The sequence below is a fragment of the Candidatus Palauibacter sp. genome (assembly GCF_965222475.1).
In the GTDB taxonomy this organism is placed as follows: domain Bacteria; phylum Gemmatimonadota; class Gemmatimonadetes; order Palauibacterales; family Palauibacteraceae; genus Palauibacter.
On the sequence record NZ_CBDCUB010000004.1, the window covers coordinates 63967 to 82601 of the forward strand.

The 18635-nt window shown below is 69.9% G+C and carries 19 protein-coding genes; 10 read left to right on the plus strand and 9 right to left on the minus strand.

Going from position 1 to position 18635, the window contains the following annotated elements:
* Positions 1-87 precede the first annotated feature (87 nt).
* On the plus strand, positions 88-1692 hold the full coding sequence (locus ACOQPP_RS08995; protein ID WP_419165263.1) for a hypothetical protein: 1605 nt from the start codon (positions 88-90) through the stop codon (positions 1690-1692).
* Between the two features lie 78 nt (positions 1693-1770).
* Here ACOQPP_RS08995 and ACOQPP_RS09000 read toward each other — a convergent pair whose 3' ends face one another.
* On the minus strand, positions 1771-2745 hold the full coding sequence (locus ACOQPP_RS09000) for an SH3 domain-containing protein (RefSeq protein WP_419165264.1): 975 nt from the start codon (positions 2743-2745) through the stop codon (positions 1771-1773).
* Positions 2746-2882: 137 nt separating this feature from the next.
* Between ACOQPP_RS09000 and ACOQPP_RS09005 the strand changes: the two genes are divergently transcribed.
* Together ACOQPP_RS09005 and glp are read left to right on the plus strand one after the other, a co-directional pair.
* Complete coding sequence (locus tag ACOQPP_RS09005; protein ID WP_419165265.1) at positions 2883-3638, plus strand: hypothetical protein; 756 nt, start codon at positions 2883-2885, stop codon at positions 3636-3638.
* A 70-nt stretch (positions 3639-3708) separates the two neighbouring features.
* Positions 3709-4962, plus strand: a complete 1254-nt coding sequence (glp, locus tag ACOQPP_RS09010; protein ID WP_419165266.1) for a gephyrin-like molybdotransferase Glp — start codon at positions 3709-3711, stop codon at positions 4960-4962.
* 33 nt (positions 4963-4995) lie between these two features.
* Here glp and ACOQPP_RS09015 read toward each other — a convergent pair whose 3' ends face one another.
* The 4 genes from ACOQPP_RS09015 to ACOQPP_RS09030 are packed head-to-tail and all read right to left on the minus strand — an operon-like array spanning position 4996 to position 7993.
* Positions 4996-6063, minus strand: a complete 1068-nt coding sequence (locus ACOQPP_RS09015; RefSeq protein ID WP_419165267.1) for a 3-oxoacyl-ACP synthase III family protein — start codon at positions 6061-6063, stop codon at positions 4996-4998.
* Positions 6036-6833, minus strand: a complete 798-nt coding sequence (locus tag ACOQPP_RS09020) for a hypothetical protein (protein ID WP_419165268.1) — start codon at positions 6831-6833, stop codon at positions 6036-6038. The genes ACOQPP_RS09015 and ACOQPP_RS09020 overlap by 28 nt, the downstream gene beginning before the upstream one ends.
* A gap of 6 nt (positions 6834-6839) precedes the next feature.
* The gene (locus tag ACOQPP_RS09025; protein WP_419165269.1) at positions 6840-7481 is read right to left on the minus strand and encodes a hypothetical protein; all 642 of its coding nucleotides are present in this window, start codon (positions 7479-7481) and stop codon (positions 6840-6842) included.
* Positions 7478-7993, minus strand: a complete 516-nt coding sequence (locus tag ACOQPP_RS09030) for an RNA polymerase sigma factor (RefSeq protein WP_419165270.1) — start codon at positions 7991-7993, stop codon at positions 7478-7480. The genes ACOQPP_RS09025 and ACOQPP_RS09030 overlap by 4 nt, the downstream gene beginning before the upstream one ends.
* Before the next feature lie 200 nt (positions 7994-8193).
* Here ACOQPP_RS09030 and ACOQPP_RS09035 point away from each other — a divergent pair, with 200 nt between their 5' ends.
* Positions 8194-9336 carry an alanine racemase gene (locus ACOQPP_RS09035; RefSeq protein ID WP_420636355.1) on the plus strand — a complete coding sequence of 381 codons (1143 nt, stop codon included), beginning with the start codon at positions 8194-8196 and terminating at the stop codon, positions 9334-9336.
* 38 nt (positions 9337-9374) lie between these two features.
* On the opposite strand, the gene ACOQPP_RS09040 is transcribed toward ACOQPP_RS09035, so the two are convergent.
* Genes ACOQPP_RS09040 through ACOQPP_RS09055 form a run of 4 tightly spaced genes read right to left on the minus strand, consistent with a single transcriptional unit; the run spans position 9375 to position 12772 of the window.
* Entirely contained in the window at positions 9375-10415 is a 1041-nt protein-coding gene (locus ACOQPP_RS09040; RefSeq protein WP_420636356.1) for an XdhC family protein, read from the minus strand.
* A gap of 19 nt (positions 10416-10434) precedes the next feature.
* Positions 10435-11418 (minus strand): electron transfer flavoprotein subunit alpha/FixB family protein, encoded by a 984-nt coding sequence (locus ACOQPP_RS09045; protein WP_420636357.1) that lies wholly within the window; start codon positions 11416-11418, stop codon positions 10435-10437.
* Positions 11418-12167: an electron transfer flavoprotein subunit beta/FixA family protein gene (locus ACOQPP_RS09050; RefSeq protein ID WP_419165274.1), complete on the minus strand. Its 750-nt coding sequence runs from the start codon at positions 12165-12167 to the stop codon at positions 11418-11420. Before ACOQPP_RS09050 ends, ACOQPP_RS09045 begins: the two co-directional genes overlap by 1 nt.
* Positions 12168-12187: 20 nt before the next feature.
* Positions 12188-12772, minus strand: coding sequence for a hypothetical protein (locus tag ACOQPP_RS09055; protein WP_419165275.1), 585 nt, complete (start codon positions 12770-12772; stop codon positions 12188-12190).
* A gap of 65 nt (positions 12773-12837) precedes the next feature.
* Here ACOQPP_RS09055 and ACOQPP_RS09060 point away from each other — a divergent pair, with 65 nt between their 5' ends.
* The 6 genes from ACOQPP_RS09060 to ACOQPP_RS09085 all read left to right on the plus strand — a co-directional run bounded on the left by ACOQPP_RS09060 (position 12838) and on the right by ACOQPP_RS09085 (position 18624).
* Positions 12838-13494 (plus strand): RNA polymerase sigma factor, encoded by a 657-nt coding sequence (locus ACOQPP_RS09060; RefSeq protein ID WP_419165276.1) that lies wholly within the window; start codon positions 12838-12840, stop codon positions 13492-13494.
* Positions 13487-13900 carry a hypothetical protein gene (locus ACOQPP_RS09065; protein ID WP_419165277.1) on the plus strand — a complete coding sequence of 138 codons (414 nt, stop codon included), beginning with the start codon at positions 13487-13489 and terminating at the stop codon, positions 13898-13900. Before ACOQPP_RS09060 ends, ACOQPP_RS09065 begins: the two co-directional genes overlap by 8 nt.
* 23 nt (positions 13901-13923) lie before the next feature.
* Positions 13924-14385, plus strand: coding sequence for a hypothetical protein (locus ACOQPP_RS09070; protein WP_419165278.1), 462 nt, complete (start codon positions 13924-13926; stop codon positions 14383-14385).
* Between the two features lie 48 nt (positions 14386-14433).
* Positions 14434-15792: a TolC family protein gene (locus tag ACOQPP_RS09075; protein ID WP_419165279.1), complete on the plus strand. Its 1359-nt coding sequence runs from the start codon at positions 14434-14436 to the stop codon at positions 15790-15792.
* A gap of 140 nt (positions 15793-15932) precedes the next feature.
* The gene (locus ACOQPP_RS09080; RefSeq protein ID WP_419165280.1) at positions 15933-17402 is read left to right on the plus strand and encodes an efflux RND transporter periplasmic adaptor subunit; all 1470 of its coding nucleotides are present in this window, start codon (positions 15933-15935) and stop codon (positions 17400-17402) included.
* Positions 17403-17412: 10 nt separating this feature from the next.
* A complete protein-coding gene (locus ACOQPP_RS09085; protein ID WP_420636358.1) occupies positions 17413-18624 on the plus strand; it encodes an ABC transporter permease in 1212 nt (403 codons plus the stop codon).
* Positions 18625-18635 lie beyond the last annotated feature (11 nt).

Consider the following 18635-nt stretch of genomic DNA (forward strand, 5'->3'; position numbering starts at 1 on the left):
CGCCTTGCCGACGGCTCCGGGTTTCGGCACCGTAACTTCCATGCCGGTCGAGGTGGGCCGGCGTTTCTTCCTGAGAGGGATAGTACGATGAAAAGATGGTCCATGGTCCTGACGGCGTTCCTCCTCGTGGCGACGCTTTCGATCGTTCCCGGGAGTGTCGAAGCGCAGTTCGACGAGGTCGGGTCGATCGATTTTCCAACCTCCGCCACCGGCGAGGCGCAGCAGCACTTTCTCCGCGGCGTGGCCATCCTCCACAGCTTCGGGTGGAAGCAGGCGAGGGAGCAGTTCCACGCGGCGCAGGAACTGGATCCCGACTTCGCGATGGCCTACTGGGGCGAGTCGCTGGCGTACAACCACCCGCTCGTCTCGCAGATGGACGCGACGGATCCGCGCAAGGCGCTGCAGCGGTTGGGGGCGACCCCGGAGGAGCGCATGACGAAGGCGCCGACGGATCGCGAAAAAGGGTTCCTGAAGGCAGTCGAGATCCTGTGGGGCGAGGCGGACCACACGGAGCGGCGCGTCGGCTACATGGAGGCGATGCGCGATCTGTACGAGGCCTATCCCGAGGACTCGGAGATCGCGGCCTTCTACGCGCTGTCCCTGCTCGGGGCGACCGCGGCGACGCGCGATCTGAGCCAGCGCTGGAACGTCATGGCGGGCACGATCGCGCTCAAGCTGTTCAACAGGAACCCGATGCACCCGGGCGCGGCGCACTACACGATTCACTCGTTCGACAACCCGATCATGGCGCCGCTGGCGCTGGACGCGGCCTACGCGTTCGCGGACATCGCGCCCGCCGTCTCGCACGCGCGGCACATGCCGACACACATCTTCATCCAGCACGGGATGTGGGATCGCGTGTCCGGCAACAACCAGTCGGCCTATGGCGTCGCGCAGGAGCTGTGGCAGCCGGGCGACCCGGTGGGTGATGCCGTGCACGCGCTCGACTGGGGCCAGTACGGCGATCTGCAGCGCGGTGACTACGAGAAGGCGCAGCTCTGGATGGACCGTCTCGGCGACATGGTCGACAACGAGGGGTTCGGGACGGCAAGCGGGGCGCGGGGCGCGGCGGGGATCGCGCGAGCGCAGGGCGCGGTCTCGCTCCTCAAGGCACGCTACATCGTCGACACCGAGGAGTGGGAGGTGCAGCCGGTCACGGAGGACTCGCCGGCGCACGAACTCCTGGCGACCGGGCTCAGCGCCGCCCGCACGGGTGACCAGTTGATCGTCGCCGACGCGGAAGCCGCGCTGGCCGAGCTGTCGGACGGCAGCGGCTATACGCACGTCATGCACAAGCAGATCGGGGCGCTTCGCCACGCCGCGATGGGCCACCCGGACGTGGCGACCGGCCTCATGGATGAAGCCGAAGCCGAGGTCATGACCATGGCGCCGCCGCGGGGCTCGGCGAGTCCGGTCAAGCCGTTGCATGAATTGTACGGCGAGCTGCTGCTCGACCTCGACATGCCCGACAAGGCGGTCGAGAAGTTCGAGACCTCGCTGCTGCGCATGCCGAACCGTCCGCGTTCCCTGCTCGGTCTGGCCCGGGCGCACGCCGCCAACGGTGATGCGGCGATGGCCGCCGAAGCCTACGCGAAGGTCGCCGATCTGTGGCAGGGTCGGGCACACGCCGGCCTGCAGGAGGCGGAGGACTTCCTGGAGCAGTCCATGAACGAGGGCGAGGGGAACCGCTAGCCGCTCCCCGCCGCCAGCGACGGCGAATACACGGCCCCGGGACGCGAGCTGCGGCTGCGCGTCCCGGGGCCGCGTTCATTAGAAGATCGCGAGCAGATCCAGCACCGGGACGCCCATCAGGGCCGAACGACCCGTCCTGACCTGTACCAGGATGTCGAGGGCCTGGAGGGGCCGGAGTTCCCCGGCCGCCGCCAGGAGTTGTGCGGGGACCGCCACGTAGACGAGACCATCCCCGGGATCGGGCGCCCTCGCGAGCAGGAACGGTTCCCCCTCGTAGAAATCGATTCGCTCCGGCTCGGCCCGCTCCAGAGACAGAAACTGGACCGCCCAGCGGAGCCTCGCTCCCGCGTAGTCATCCGGGTTCGCGCGCAGGGCGGCGGCCGAGACCCCGGCCACGACCGAGTCCGGATCCGCCGTCACCAACTGCTCGGAGGGGACCCAGCCTTCGACGCGCACCCGCGTCCAGCCGCTCCGGCGCTCCACGACCGTGACGGGAGTGCCCGTCTCCACCGTCACGATCGTCCGTCCCTCCGGCGCCGCGTACAGGACGAGCGCGGCTTCGCCCGCCGTGAGTTCGCTCCCGGGGGCGACGAGGGGGGACGCTCGGCCGGCCTCGCTCTCCGGAGGAGCGAAGGATGTCGCCGGGGCCCCGAGCGCGGCGTCCCGCACCCAGCCCGTTCGACGGACGCGGCTCCATTCCTCCCGGTCTTCCACGCGGTCCACCAGGAAACCCTCGAGGAGCAGCCCGGTCACCGGCCCGGCAGGCTCGGCCCTGAGCGGTTCGCCGCCCCGCGTGGCGATGACCCCGTTGTGACCCTCGCGCGTGGACGCGGCGATCGCGGCGGATGGAACCCAGCCTTCGACGTCGACTTCCGCCCAGGACCCGTCGGTGCGGCGGACCACGACCCGCGTGCCCCGATTCAGCTCGGCGAGCCGCAGGCCGTCGGCCGTCTTCCGGAACGTCTCGCCCTCGAGGACAACCTCACGCACCTGCCCGGACATCTGAAACGGCAGGCAGAGCAGCGCCGCCGGGAGGAGGATTCCCGGCCGCAAGCGATTGCGATGAGACGTTTTTCTGGTAAGGACCCTGTCCGCCACCTACATTCCCCGCGCCGCGACCCCGTCGTGAGATCGAGATCTCTTTGATCCAGGAAACTGCTCCTCGAATATATGGAAGCCGCGTCAAACCAGTGTCAAACAGACTGAACCCTCGCCGGCGCGGCTGCCCGGTCGCGAGCCTCTTCGTCATCGGACTGGCAGCGCTCGCCTCGTACCCCGCGGCCCTGGAAGCTCAGGCCGAACGCATCGACTCGCCGTTCCGCTGGCGCGAGAAGGGCTTCCGCGTCGGTCTCTTCGGGGGCTACCACGCCGCGAACCGGGGTCGGCTCGAATTCGCGCAGGGGCCCACGAGCGTGGCCGGCGCCAAGATGCGCGTGCGCGCATCGAGCCCTCTGTCGCTCGAACTCGGCGCCACCTACGGCGCCGCGAGCCGCTGGACGCTGGACGTCAGCGGGGAGGGCGGGCCCGCGATCGTGGACACGGTCGCGGCGGGGTGGCTGCGGGCCGACGCCGGGGCGCAGATCGGCCTCACCGGAGCACGGACCTGGAACGGCATCCACCCCTACGGGATGATCGGAGGGGGGTTCGTGTTCGGCATCAACGAGGGCGCTTCGGAGGCCCTCGCCGATCAGGCACTCGAGCCGTTCCGCTACGACATCTCCACGGCGCCCCACATCTACGTCGGGCTCGGGTTCGAGATCTTTCCCTCGGAAAAGATCGGCATCGGGTTCGAGATCCGGGACTACCTCGTCCGCGTCGCCGCCCCGGACGGGTATCTCTTCCCCGCGACCCTCGATCTGTTCGAGGCGTCGGGCGCCCCCGCACCGGAGGGGACGGTGTGGGGCCACAACCCGGAGTTCGGCATCTCCATCTGGTACTACTTCTAACCTTCCGGCGCCGAGGCCCGGCGGGAAGGCACCCGCCGTCGAGACGCGTCGGACCCGGGAGCGGGCGAGCATGAGCGACGCGGACTGGATCTCGTTCGAAGAGGCGCGTGGTCGCGTCCTCGCGGCCGTCTCGCCTCTCGGGACCGAGCGCGTGACGCTGCCCGATGCGTTGGGCCGCGCCCTCGGCCGTCGCGTCTCCGCCCTCGTCGCGCATCCTCCGTGGGACAACAGCGCCATGGACGGGTTCGCCGTGCGATCGGGCGACGTCCGGGGCGCGAGTTCGGAGCGGCCGGTCGTCCTCCCCATCTCCGACGATATCCCGGCCGGGGCCTTCCCTCGAGGGCCGCTCGAGCCCGGCTCGGCCGCGCGGGTGATGACGGGCGCACCGGTCCCCGCCGGCGCGACGGGAGTGGTTCGTGTCGAGCACACGGATGGAGGCCCCGGACGGAGCGTGCGGATCTTCGACGACGCGGACGCTGCGCGGCACATCCGCTTGCTCGGTGAGGATGTGGAGGCGGGCGACACGCTCGTGGATCGGGGCGAAGAGGTCGGACCGGCGGCGCTCGCGCTACTGGCCACGGCCGGTCTTCGAGAGGTTGAAGTGGGACGCCGCCCCCGCGTCGCGGTGCTCGCCAACGGAGACGAACTGGCGGACCTGGACGAATTCGAGGAGGTACTCGCCAGCCGCCGGATCCTGAACTCGAACAGCTACGCGCTGGCGGCCCAACTCGCAGCCTCGGGGGCCGAACCGGTATCACTCGGCATCGCGCGCGACGATCCTGCTGACCTGCGGCGATGCCTGGAGCGGGCCGGCGATTGCGACGGGATCGTCTCCGCCGCGGGAGTAAGCGTCGGTGACCACGATTACGTGAAGCAGGTGCTCGACGAACTGGGCTTCGAGCGCTCGTTCTGGCGCCTCCGGATGCGGCCCGGCAGCGCGATGGTCTTCGGGACGCTGGGCGGGCGGCCCTTCTGGGGGGTCCCGGGCAACCCGGCCTCCGCGCTCGTCACCTTCGAGACGCTGGTGCGTCCGGCCGTGCGGAAGATGGCCGGGTTCGCGCGGCCCTGCCGCCGGCCGATCGCGTGCGTCGCGGCGCGGGACGTCCGCGGCCCGAGAGATGTGGTCTCGTTCCTGCGCGTGCTCGTCGAGGCGACCCCGTCCGGCGACCTCGTCGCTCGCCCGAGCGGACCGCAGGGGTCGGGCAACCTGAGTTCGATGCTGGCCGACGGACTGCTAGCGCTGCCGCTCGGAACGGACGTGGTCCGAGCAGGCGAACGGGCGCTGGTGATTCCCCTGCGGGAGTGGGCGAGCCCGCCCGGCTGAGGCGGTCTGTAGCGGGGCCGTCGGGGCGCCGGGTCAGACCCGGATGACCGCCGCCGCCATCGTGTAGCCTCCACCGATCGACGTGAGCAGAATCGTGGCCGGATCGGGCACAGGCCCGTGCTTGCCGCGGAGGACCTCGTCGAGCGTGATGGCCACGGTCGAAGCCGACATGTTGCCGTAATCGGCGATGTTGTGGACGACCCGCCCCTTCGGAAGTTCGAGCTTCTGCTCGAGCCCGCGTGTGATCCGCATGTTCGCCTGGTGCGGAATCACGAAGTCCACGGCCGACCAGTCCAGGCCCGCCCTCTCGAGCGCCTGCTCGCCGACTTCGGCCATCTTCATGATCGCGTTTCTCACGATGCGAGGACCGCCGTCCATATGGAGGATCGGGATCCGGTCATCGTCCCGCCGCCAGCCCTGTCCCGCGAGATACAGCGGATCGCGGGCGAACTCGCCCGCTGAGGCCGGAGGCCCGAGGACGCCCCGGTCGCCTTCGCAGCGCTCGAGCACGGCCGCCCCCGCCCCATCGCCGAAGAGCACCGCAGTTCGCACGTCGGTGTAATTCACGAGGCGGGTGAGGGCATCGCCCGAAATGACGAGAACCCGCTCCGCCATGCCGCTCACGATGGCCGACCAGCCCGCGCCGACGCCGTACACGAAGCCGGCGCAGGCGGCATTGATCGTGAACCCGCCCAACTGCGGGTTCCCCATCTTCGTCGCCACCGTGCACGCCATGTTCGGCACCTCGTCGGACGGCGACACGGTCGCGACGTACAGCAGGTCGATCTCGTCCGGTTCGCGTCCAGCCGCCTCCAGCGCGGCGAGTCCCGCGCGGGCGCACATGTCTTCGGTTGTCACGTCGCTCTCCGGCGGGATCCACCGGCGTGACCTGATTCCGGTCACCTGGCGCGCCCACTGATCGAACACCTCGGGAGCCGAGAGCCCGTTGGCCCCTTCGATGCCTCGGAGCGCGGATCGGGCCTGCTCGACATCGAACGACGCGCACAGGGTTCCCATCTCGAAGAGCTGGAAGTTGTTCACGGCGTCGGGCGGCAGGTAACTCCCGGTCCCCGTTACCGCGGCAGTGACTCTGGCTGCCAAGGGCACACCTTCAACATTGGATTGGAGAGTCCGGGAGTATAGGCGGGGACGGGGAGCGTTGCCAAGCCGCCCGGCCGGCCCCCGAGTTGCCAGGGGACGGACCCGGCCATGAGGAATCGTTCGGCTGCCGAGCGGGCGGCCTCGGTCAGCGCTTCCGTCGGGCACCGGCGGGCCGGCAGCGCCCGCGCGCACTCGCGGACGGCCGCGCGGGACCAGCAATCCGCCGGCTGGCCGCCGCCGCACTCTCGCACGAGGAGCTTCACGCTGGCAGGCAGGCGGAGCACCGCGTCGCTGTCCAGTTCCTCCGACAGGGCGTAACGGACCAGGTCCTCGGCGGGGCCCAGTTCGACCCCGGCGTCGAGCATCTCCTCGAGAGAGACGACGACGATCGCGAAGTCGTCCGGGCGATCGCGCCCGAGCGTGGTCAGGAGCCCGCGCGCCACCCCGCGGCGCAGCGCATCGGCCGCCTTCTCGAGCGCGATCGGCTCGGCGCCGGGACCCACGACTGCCGCCGCGGCCCGTAGTTCTTCGGCGAAGGTGTCCACCGCGGCGAGGACGACCTCCGGGGCCATCCGCTTGGCGACGCCCTCCATGGCCTTGTCGATGAGGAGGCTGCGGGGGAGCCCGTCGCGCACGCCGGCCTCGATGACGGAGAGGGTACGGGCCGCGTAGACCGCGCCGAGGTGCTGGCTGAAGCGGGCTCGCGCGTCCTGCCCCGCCAGCGGGCCCGCCACCAGCATCGCCGCGACGAGGAGCAGGGCCCTGGCCACGAGCTGCTAGGGAGCCAGCGAGCGGGCGCCCGCGCCGCCCGTGATGGCGATGACGGCGTTCTGGTTGCCGTATCCGTCTTCCACATAGCGTTCCGCGTGTGGATCGGTCATCCAGGTCTCGCCGTCCACGAGGAACATGTACTTGTGCACCCCCGGCGGAAGCCGGACACGGCCGGACCACACGCCGGTCCCGTAGGGGTCGGCCAGCGCGATCTCGGGCTGCCATTCGTTGAAATCACCGGCCACGTAAACCGACTTCGCCCCCGGCGCCTCGAGGCGGAACTGCACGTAGTGCACCTCTTCGCTGACGAGCGTCGCGGCCGCGCCCGCGGGCTCCGAGAGCACGTTCTCGCGCGGCAGGAAGAGGAAGGTGGCCAGCGCGGCGGCAGCCGCGAGCCCGAGCCACGGTCGCACCCGTACGGAACGGGGATGGACCCACCAGTCGACGAGACCGGACCAGGGACGCCGGTCCTCGGCCCGGATCGCGTCGAGCACCCTCGACTCGAGCCCGACCGGGGCACCTTCAACTCCCGAATCGCGGACGTCCGAGAGGAAGAGGTCCCAGCGCTCGGCCTCCCGCGCAACATCGGGCGGGAGTTCCGAACGCTCCATTTCCCCGTCCAGATACAGATTCAGATCGTCTCTCATCGGTAATCCTCTAACAGCACCTGTAACTGATCCCGCGCCCGGTGCACGCGCATCTTCAGCGCGGACACGGAGACTTCCAGTTTCTCAGCCATCTCATCGTACGACCAGCCCTCGACGTGCTTCAGGACGAAGGCTTCGCGCTGTTCATCGCTCAGCGACTGCAACGCCCGGTAGATCTGTTCCCGGATCTCCGCCCGTTCGGCTCTCGCCTCCGGGAGACCCCGCGTCGCGGTCAGGGGACCGACCGATTCCAGGGAGACTTCCCTCTTCGCCCGACCCTTCAACTGATCCTTGCACAGGTTCACGGTGATTCGAAACAGCCAGCCTCCCACGCGCTCCGGATCCCGGCACCGGTCGAGCCGACGGAAGCCCCGGATGAAAGTGCGCTGCACGACATCCGCGGCGTCGTCCGCACGGCCGGTCATCCGCTCCGCGTAGCGGTACAACACATCCTTGTACCGCCGGACGAGAATCCCGTAGGCCTCGCGGTCGCCTGCCAGGACGGCCGACACCGTTTCCGCGTCGCTCGGCTCCTCGCGGACAATCCGACCCTCCGGCCCGACCCGAAAGATCTTCTCTTCGGGAATAAGACGACCTCTACCTCGTTACGGTCACTCGCTTCGATCATCGGCCCCGGGGCAGCATCCCCTCGAGACCCTGAACCTGTAGCGAGAACTTAGCGGAAGCGGGGTTCCCCAACTACCTTGCGCGCGTGAACGCCGGGAACCATGCCACCCACGAGAGCCGCGATGCCGCGACGCGGGCGGCACCGCATCTTTCCGGTCTCCCCACCCCGGCGCTCGTCCTCGACCTCGATGTTCTCGAGAACAATCTCCGGGTCATGCAGGAGCGGGCGGACGCACTCGGCGTCCGGCTTCGCCCCCATGTGAAGACGCACAAGTGCGTGGAGATCGCCGAACGGCAGCGCGGCGGGGGGGCGAGGGGAATCACCGTGTCCACGCTGGCGGAGGCCCGGGTCTTCGCGGAGGCGGGGTTCGACGACATCCTCTGGGCCTTCCCGCTCAACCTGTCCCGGGTCGGCGAGGCGGCGGAACTCTCCCGTGAGATCGAACTGGGCGTCACGGTGGACTCGCACGCGGCGGTGGCCGCGCTCGAGACGGCCGCCGCGCGCTTCTCCGTCTGGCTCGAGATCGACTGCGGCTACGGCCGTTCGGGAGTCCCCCACGACAGCGACCGGGTCGTGGAGGTGGCGGCACGGATCGCGCGCGCGAACAGGCTCACGCTGCGCGGTTGCCTGACCCACGCGGGCCACACGTACGCGGCGGACTCACCCGCCGCGATCGCGGCGGTGGCGGAAGAGGAGCGGCAAACCATGGTCGACGCGGGCCGGGTACTCCGCGCGGCGGGGATCGAACCCGGCACGCTGTCGCTCGGATCCACGCCCGGGATGAGCCGGGTCGAGACGCTGGCGGGGGTCGACGAGGCACGGCCGGGCAACTACGCCCTCTACGACTATTCGCAGACGCGCCTGGGCTCGTGCTCGGTGCGGGACTGCGCGGTCACGATACTGTCGACCGTCGTCTCCGCCGGGGACGGAGCGATCGGAGCGATCGCCGACTGCGGGGCGCTCGCGCTCTCGAAGGATCTCGGACCCGACGACCCGCCGCACTACGGGCGGCTCTTTCCCGACCTCGCGGGAGGCGAACTCGGGGACGACCGCGTGACGTCGGTGAGCCAGGAACACGGGCGCATCTCCGGCCGGTACGCGGTGGGGGAGAAGATCCGGGTGCTGCCGAATCACGCCTGCCTGACCGTCGCGCAATTCGATCACTTCGAGGTCGTGCTCGGGCGTCGGGTGGTCGACCGCTGGAAGATCAGGCGAACGCGCGACTGAGCGCGTCGGGCCGGGATCGCGGGTGGAGGGGGTCCGGATCAGGGCGCGCGGCCAAGCGCGATGAGCTGCGCGAGGATCGAGACCGCGATCTGCTCGGGTGTGCGGGCACCGATGTCCAGCCCCACGGGGCCATGTATGCGGTCGCACGCGGGCTCGTCCAGCCCGCGCGCGCGCAGCGCTTCCCGGCGCTTGCGCTGGGTCCGTCGTCCCCCGAGCAGACCGACGTAGCCGCAGCGCGAGGCGAGCGCGGCCTCGAGCGCGGGCTCGTCCAGCTTGTCGTCGTGCGTGATGACGACCACGCTGGTGCGGGGGTCGAGATCGAGCGCCTCCAGCGCCTCGTCCGGCCAGCGGGCGTCGAGCGCGGCGGCCCCGGGGAAGCGCTCCGGCCGCAGGAACGCCTCACGCGGGTCGACCACCAGGACCTGGAAGCCGGTTCGGGCGGCCATGGCGCAGAGCGCGTGAGCGATGGGCGTCGCCCCCACGATGACGAGGCGCGGCGGCGGGACGAAGGACTCCACGAAGACGGCGCTCTCCGGGTCGCCGCGGACGAGTTCGACGACCTGCGCGTCCGACCGGTCGAGCCATTCGTCGACGCGGGAGCGGGCCCGTCGGTCCAACTCCGCGGACCCCAGCGTTCCCAGCGACCTGTCGGCTTCGAGGAGGAGGTGCCGCGAGCGCGTCGACGCCGCGGCGCCGCTGAGGAGGACGCTCGGCGCGCCGGCCTCCTGGAGCTGCCACAGCCGGTGCCAGACGGGGTCACCGGGATCGTACGGGTCGAGGAGCACGTCGATCTCCCCGCCGCAGGAGAGGCCGACGCCCGCGGCCATCTCGTCGGTGATCCCGTAGGTGACGGTGGCCGGCGCGCCGCCGCCCAGCAGCGCGGTGAGCCGTTCGTGAAGGTCGCCCTCGACACAGCCGCTGGAGATCGAGCCGGCGAGTTCCCCCGTCCCGGAGATGGCGAACCGCGCGCCCGGTGGCCGCGGGGCCGACCGGCGCACCGCGATCAGCGTCGCGATGGCGATCGGATCGCCCCGCCCGGCCCAGCGCGTGATGTCCTCGCGTACGTCCCGTAGACTCATGACGACCGAAGGCGGGTGGCTACCCGCCCCGACGGACCTCGCGAACCGCCTCGGTGAGCGCGGGCAGAACCTCGAACACGTCGCCCACCAATCCGTAGTCGGCCACGCCGAAGATGGGGGCGTCGGCATCGCGATTGATCGCGACGATGATCTTCGCGGTGCGCATGCCCGCGAGGTGCTGGATCGCCCCGCTGATCCCGACCGCGAAATAGAGATTGGGGGAGACGGTCTTCCCGGTCTGCCCCACCTGCTCGCCGTGCGGCCGCCACCCCGCGTCCACGACCGCCCGGCTGGCTCCGAGCGCCGCCTCGTCGCCCAGCGCGTCCACGAGTCCCTCGAGGAGCGGCCAGTTCTCGGGGCCCTGCATGCCGCGCCCGCCCGAGACGATGATCGTCGCTTCGCTCACATCGAGGCGGTCGCGATCGCCCTGCTCAGCGGCGACGGTGCGCACGCGCCCCTCGATCCCGACGAGATCGAGCGTGGAGATCTCCCCCGCCGCAGCCTGCTCGGCGGGGGGGAATACGTTGGCCCGAATCGTCATCACGGCCGGTCCCTCGCCGAACCTGAGGGTGGCGATCGCCTTCCCCGCGTACATCGGGCGCCGGACGACGATCTCGCCGCCTTCCAGCCGACAGTCGATGACCTCCGACGCGACCCCCCGCCCGAGGCGGGCGCCGACCCGGGGAGCGACATCCTTTCCCTGGGCGGTGGCGGCGAAGATGACCGCCCCGTAGCTACCGGCCTCCACGAGGCACGCCACGACCTTCGCGGCGACGTCCGGCTGGCAGAGCGCGAGATCGTCCGATTCCCCGACGAAGATGCGGTCGGCGCCCAAGCCGGCGAGCGGCGCCGCCGCCGCCGCCGTGCCCTCGGGGCCGAGAGCGACCGCGTGCGCTTCACCGCCGAGTTCGTCGGCGAGCCTGCGTGCCAGCGCCACCGCCTCCTGCGACGGGCGGCCGGCCGCCCCTTCCCGGATCTCGGCGTAGGCGAGCACATCCGACATCAGAGCACCCCGGCTTCCTCGCGCAGCGCGCGCACGAGTTCGGGCACCGCGTCCGCCCCTTCGCCCACGATGCGGCCGGCCGCCGGGGCCGGCGGCTCCTCCAGACGCACGAAGTCGATCGTGGGCGCGCAGAGCGTGACCTCCCGCTCATCGAGCGGCTTCCGCTTCGCCGCCATGATCCCCTTGAGGCTCGGATAGCGCGGCTCGTTCAGCCCCTTCTGCGTCGACACGACGGCGGGCAGCGTGAACTCGAGGACCTCGTGTCCGCCCTCGACCTCGCGGCGGGCCCTCGCCTCCCGTCCCTCGATCTCGAGACCGACGACGACGGTCGCGCACGGGAGTTCGAGGAATTCGGCCACCATCTGGGGGACCTGCATGTTGTCGTCGTCGATCGCCTGCTTCCCGAACAGGACCAGATCGTACTCGCGGCCGTGGATCTCGTCGGCCAGCGCGCGCGCCACCGGCAGCGCGTCGTGCGAGCCCTCGCAGGTCAGGAGCACCCCTTCATCGGCTCCCATGGCGAGCGCCTGTCGGATCGACTCGGCGCTCCGCGGCGGCCCGAGCGCGATGACGGTCACCCTGCCCTCCCCCGCCTCTTCCCTGCGACGGATGGCATCCTCGAGCGCGAACTCATCGTAGGGGTTCACGACGTACTTGACGGCGGCGGGGTCCAGCCCCGCCCCATCCGGGGTCACGCGCACCCGGGTGGCCGAATCCGGGACGCGCTTCATGCAGACGATCGTGTTCATCGCGTCTCTGTCGTTTCGCGTCAGGCGCTCTGGTAGGTCTCGATTTCTTCGTTGCGGAGGGAACAGACGCGAAACGCGATGATGTCGACGAGGGCGTCGGTGACGTCCCGCTGGCGGCGGATCCTGGCCCGTTCGTGCTCCGACTCCGGCCGCGCCTCGCGAAGCTTCACGAGCCGCGTACCCAGCCAGTCGAGGAAGTCGTGCGCCACGTCGCGGCGTTCACGGTCGCGATCCGGTTCCCCGTTCGGGGCCCTCGGAAGGAAGGCGTCGATGAGTGCGAGCAGTCCGGGAAAGATCATCTCGGTGAGTTCCTCGTCTCCGACGAGTTCCTCCTCGGTGATCTCCTCCCAGCTCATCTCGTTCCAGTACAGCTCGCAGGCTTCCTCGAACAGATGCCGGCGCACCTCGGGGGCCGTTCTTCGCAGGACGAGGTCGCCCGGCCCGAGCCTTCGGCCGACGACCTTGCGAATCCCGCGGATGCGTTCCCGGACGAGGGTCCGGCCGGCCAGGGCGAGGGCGTCGTCCCCTGGATCCTCGGGCGAGGTTCGGGCTTGCGTTGCGTTGTTCACGGGGCCGAAGATGCGATGGCCACGGTGAAGGAACAAGCGCCGCGCCGAACGATGCGGGGGGCGGTTGCAACGGCCGGTATCGAGGGAGTGTTACCCAAGCGATGGTGACGCCTTTGGCGGAGGACACGCGAACGCGGACACAGCGACCGGCCACCGCGACCCGCTCCGGCTCCGGGCCCGATGAGCAGACGGACCCCGGGGCGGACGAGCCCGGCCTCGTTGAGGCCGTGCAGGCGGGCGATGTGGAGGCGTTCTCGCGGTTCGTGACGCGGTATATGGACCCGGCGTACGCCGTGGCGCTTTCGATCCTGCGTCAGGAACAGGACGCGGAAGACGCGGTGCAGGCCGCGTTCATCCGCGCGCTGGAGAGAATCGGGCAGTTGCGGCCGGGGAGTCGCTTCGGCCCGTGGTTTTATCGTGTGCTGCGGAGTACGTGTCTTAATCTCCGGCGGCGCGAGTTGCTGCGGACGCACTCGGAACTCACGGACACCGCGGCGTCGCGGGACGATCCGCACCGGGAGTTCGAACGAAGTCACGCCCGGGGCCGAGTGCTCGGGGCGCTGGAACGGCTTCCGGAGCGGCAGCGGACGGCGGTCATGATGTACGACCTGGAGGGATACGATCACGCCGAGATCGCCGGGATCCTCGGGATCGCGGTGGGCACGTCGAGGGCGAACCTTCATCACGGGAGGCACGCGCTGCGCCGAATTCTGGTCGAGAGTGCGGAGTCTCCCACCGAAGGAGCAGAAGATGAGTAGCACGAATCACGGGCGATCCGGCGGGCGGCGACCCGCCTGGCCCGAATACCTCGGGCCGCTGCGGCCCGACCAGCTCACGCGGCGCCGGCTGCGCCGGAACGTGATGGCCGCGGCGGGGGCACTGCTGGAGCGACGGCCGCTCTCGTGGATCGACGTCACCGCCAGTTGGTCGGCGGCGCTGACTCCGATCGCGGCGGGGCTGCTGGTCGCCGCCGGGGTGCTGGTCTATCGCCTCTCGGGGCCGGCCGCGCCCGATCTTGCCGTAGAGCCGGAGACGGAGCCGGTCGAACTCGTGCGCTCTCTCGCGCCGGACGTGGAGGCTCCGCCGGCGCTGCTCATCGACCTCGTCGAGCCGAGCCGGGACGCGGTGCTCACGGCCGCGCTCGTCAACCCTCCAGCACGCTGAAACGCGATCACGGCCGGGTGCGTATGGACACATCAAGATTCCGGGCGATGCTGCTGCTGGGCGTCATCTTCGCGGCGGGCGCCGTGGTCGGTGTCGCGGTCGACCGGCTCGATCTCTTCGCTGGCGTGGCCGCAGTCGACGAGCCGACGGACACCACCGATTCCGAGTCGGAGGACCGTGACGGGGAGCGGCGCGGACGGCAGACGACGATCGAGGCGTTCGCGGACGAACTCGGCCTCACGGCCGATCAGCGGACGCAGATCGAGGCTTACCTGGACCATTTCCGGGGGGGTGCGAGGATGCTGCAGCAGGAGGTCCGCCCGCGGTACCGCGCGCTCATGGATTCGGTCCGGACGGAGATCGAGTCGGTGCTCACCGACGAGCAGGTCGAGGGGTACCGGGAACTGCTGAGGGAGCGCTACGGCGGTGGACGGGAGCGAGAGTCAGGTCGGTCGGGCAACAACAACCCGGAGTCGGACAACTGAGAGACGGCTGACACTGCGAAAACCAGCCCTCCGGGGGCGAGGAAAACGATGATCACTCTACATAGATCGGGACGCGAAGGCCGGCTCTGCGCCGGTCTTCGTCGATGGGGGTTCGCCCTCCTGCCGGGGATTCTGTTCGCCTCGGCCATGCCAACCGGGACGGCCGTCGCGCAGGTACAGGCGACCGACGACGTCCGCGCGATCACGGTCGACGAGGCCGTGGAGATCGCGCTCCGCCGCAACCCCACGCTGCTTCAGGCCTACTCGTCGATCGAGATGGCGGAGCACAACCGGCTGAGCGCCTTTGGTTCGTTGCTGCCGTCGCTCAACATGAGCTTCGGCTATCAGAATTCGTCCACGGGCCGCCTCGATCCGCTCGGCGAGGGGATCGTGGCGACGAGCTACTCCACGCGGCTCAACGCCTCCTACAACCTGTTCAACGGCTGGAGCCGTTTCACGGACCTCAAGGGCGCGCGGCTCGGCGTCGTCGAGCAGAACGCCCGCTACCGCGAGGTCGAGTTTCAGGTCATCCAGCAGGTAAAGCAGGAATACGCGGCGACCGTGGCCGCGCGCGAACTCGTCGCGGTCGAGGAGCGCCGGGTCCAGCGGGCCGCCGACCAGCTCGAATTCGTGCGACAGCAGCTGGAACTGGGACGGGCGACGCGCTCGGACTCCCTTCGCTCTCAAGTCGATCTCAACAACGCGCGACTCGCGCTCCTCAACGCGGAGAACGACGTGCGCACGACGACCTTCCGGCTCACGGGGGTCGTGGGGTCGGAGACCCTGATCGGACCGACCGCCGAGGCGGAACTCGCCGTGACCCCGATCCCCTACACGCGCGACGAGCTGTTCGCGATGGCGGATGTGACGGCGCCCGCGCTGCAGGCCGCCTCCGCGGCCGTCGAGGCGGCCGAGGCCGCGGTGTCCAGCGCGCGCTCGAGCTACCTGCCCTCGATCTCCGTCGGCGGCGGCTGGGGGTGGTCGAACCAGGAGTTCCCCCCGAGCAACCGATCGTGGCAGTTCTCGTTGAGCGGCTCCTACCCGCTCTTCAACGGCTTCCAGCGCGAGACCCAGGTCTTCCGGGCGCGGTCGCAGGCGGACCAGGCCCAACAGTCGGAGCGGGCGGCCCGGCTCAACCTGAGTTCGCAGCTCGACGGGGCGTACGCGACAGGCCAGTCCGCACTCGCGGGCGTGGACCTCGCGGTACAGAACGTCGAACTCAGCGAGGAGAGCCTGCGGGTGGTCCAGGAACGGTACCGGCTCGGTCTCGCCACCATCCTCGAACTGCAGGATGCGCAGATCACGCTCACGCAGTCCGAGGTCGACCTCGTCACGCGGCGCTTCGAGTATGAGGTCGCGGTCTCGGCGATCGAAGCCCTTCTCGGCCGGAGACTCGACCAGCCGTAACGAGCGGTCCGGCCGAACGGACCGCGGACGGCCGAACTGTTCAACGTCCCGGTGGCTCCGGGTGTCGTGTCAAGCGTGTTCGCCGGCACCCGCAGCCGCCGGATTGTCTTGAAGTTTACCTGACGCGAGACGAGATCCCGATGTCCATAACGCAACGCTGCTTCCGGCGCTCCGCGCCCCTTGCCGCGGTCTTCGGCGCCCTGGCCGTGGTGGCCTCGGGTTGCGCGATCGGCGAGGCCAACGAGCCCGAGCAGACGCTCCAGACGCTGACCGCGGCCCGCCAGACCATCGTGTCGAGCGTCGAGGCGACGGGCACGATCGAGCCGATCCGCGTGATCGAGGTCAAGTCGCAGGCGGGTGGCGAGGTGCTCGAACTTCCCGTCGAACTTGGTGACAACGTCGAGCAGGGGACGCTCCTCGTGCGGATCGATCCACGCGACGTGAACAACGCGTTCGCCCAGGCGGAAGCGGACCTCGACGTGGCTCTGGCGCAGAACGAGGTCGCGCAGCTGCAGCTGGGACGCATCACCACGCTGCACGATTCGGACATCGTCACGGCGGAGGAACTCGAGAACGCGACGCTCTCGGCGGCCAACGCGAGAGCCTCGCTCGTGCGCGCCCGGACGAACCTCGAGCTCGCGGAGGACAAGCTCGACGACGTCACGCTGCGGGCACCGATCACCGGGACGATCGTGGAACGGACGCTCGAAGAGGGTCAGGTCATCACGGGGACGCGTGATCTGACGGGTGGCACGGTGCTCATGCGCATGGCCGACCTCAACGAGGTGCAGGTGCGCACGCTCGTGGATGAGACGGACATCGGGCGCCTCGATCAGGGACTCCCGGCCAACATCACGGTCGAAGCCTACCCCAACCGGACGTTCCGGGGGTCGGTCCTCAAGATCGAGCCGCAAGCCGTCGTCGAGCAGAACGTGACCATGTTCGCGGTGTTGACGCGGATCTCGAACGATGAGGATCTGCTGCGGCCGGGGATGAACGCGGATGTCGAGGTCGTGATCGGGCGCCAGGAAGATGTGCTGGCCGTCGCGAACAGCGGGATCAAGTCGCAGCAGGAAGCGGCCCAGATCGTCCGCGCCCTCGAGATCGACGCCGATGTGAACGCCCTCATCAGCGATCTCCGCGAGCGGAATCGGCCGCCGGAGCCCCTGACGGCGGACGGAACGACGGCCGAGGCGGGCGGCGAGGCCGAGGAGGAACCCGAGATCGGCGGCGTGCCGATGTCCGAGTTCCAGTCGATGTCGCAGCAGGAGCGGATGCGGGTGATCCAGAACCTGTCCGCGGAAGAGCGCGGCCGCCTCATGCAGCAGTTCCGCGGCGGCGGGCGCGGCGGGGCCGGCGGCGGGGCCGGCGGCCCACGGCGACGGCCGGATGAGCCGCGGCCCGCGTTCGTGTTCAGGTACGACGAGATGGGCGCCCTCGGCGTCAAGGCCGTCATGATCGGGCTCAGCGACTTCGACCACACGCAGATCGTGCAGGGGCTCGAGGAGGGCGAGGAGATCGTGGCGGTTCCCCTCTCCCTCATCCAGCAGCAGGAGTTCCTGAACCGGATCCGCAGCAGGTCGGCGCTGCCGGGCGTCGGCGGAAGGTGACGAGGACCGCATGATCTTCTTCGAGGTGCTTCGCGTGGCCATGGACGCGATCCGGGCCAACAAGCTCCGCTCGTTCCTGACGATGCTCGGGATCGTCATCGGCGTGGGGGCCGTCATCACGATGGTGGCGCTCGGCGAGGGCGCGCAGCGGCAGGTCGAGCAGCAGATCGCCTCCCTGGGGACGAATGTGCTCACGGTTCGCGCCGGACAGGGGATGTTCCGCGGCGTACGGGGCGGCTCGAGCTCGCGCCTCACGGTCGATGACGTGGACGCGGTGCGCAACGGGGCCCCCGCGCTGGTCCAGATCGCGCCCGAGATGCAGGGGCAGCTGCAGGTTCAATTCGGGCGCAACAACGCGAACGTCCGCATCCTCGGGACGACGCCGAACTATGCCGAAGTCGGAAACTATACGGTCGCCGTGGGCAGGTTCTTCAACGAATCGGAGAACCAGGGACGGCGGAGGGTCGCGGTGCTCGGGGGGGCGGTTCCGGCAGTCCTGGGCACGGACCCGGCCGAACTCGTCGGCCGCTCGATCTCGATCCGGAACATCACGTTCGAGGTCGTGGGCGTCCTGGAGGAGAAGGGCGGGCAGAGCTGGTTCAACGAAGACGAGCAGATCTTCGTCCCGCTCCAGACGGCGCAGTTCCGGCTCCTCGGGACGGACAGGGTGAACCAGTTCAAGGTCGTCGTCGAGAGCGAGACCGCGATTCCCATCGCGATGGTGCAGATCGAGGACGTCCTCCGGCGGGAACACCGCCTTCCCCTCGGGCGGGAGAACGACTTCTGGATCTCCGACAGCGCGCAGTTCCTGCAGACGGCGCAGGAGACGACGCAGACCTTCACCATGCTGCTGGCGGGTATCGCGGCGGTGAGCCTCCTCGTCGGCGGGATCGGGATCATGAACATCATGCTGGTGTCGGTCACCGAGCGGACGAAGGAGATCGGCGTCCGCAAGGCGCTCGGCGCCACGCGGAGCGCGGTCATGCTCCAGTTCCTGTTCGAAGCCACCACGCTCTGCGTGACGGGCGGGATCCTTGGCGTCGGCTTCGCATACGGCGCGGCGGAGATCCTCTCGCGCTCGGCCGGCTGGACGATGGCGATCGCTCCGGAGGCGATCGGGCTCGCGGTGGTGTTCGCGGCCGTGGTCGGCGTGTTCTTCGGCATCTGGCCGGCTCGCCGCGCCGCGCGACTCGATCCGATCGTGGCGCTGCGGTACGAATAGCCCGCTTCTCG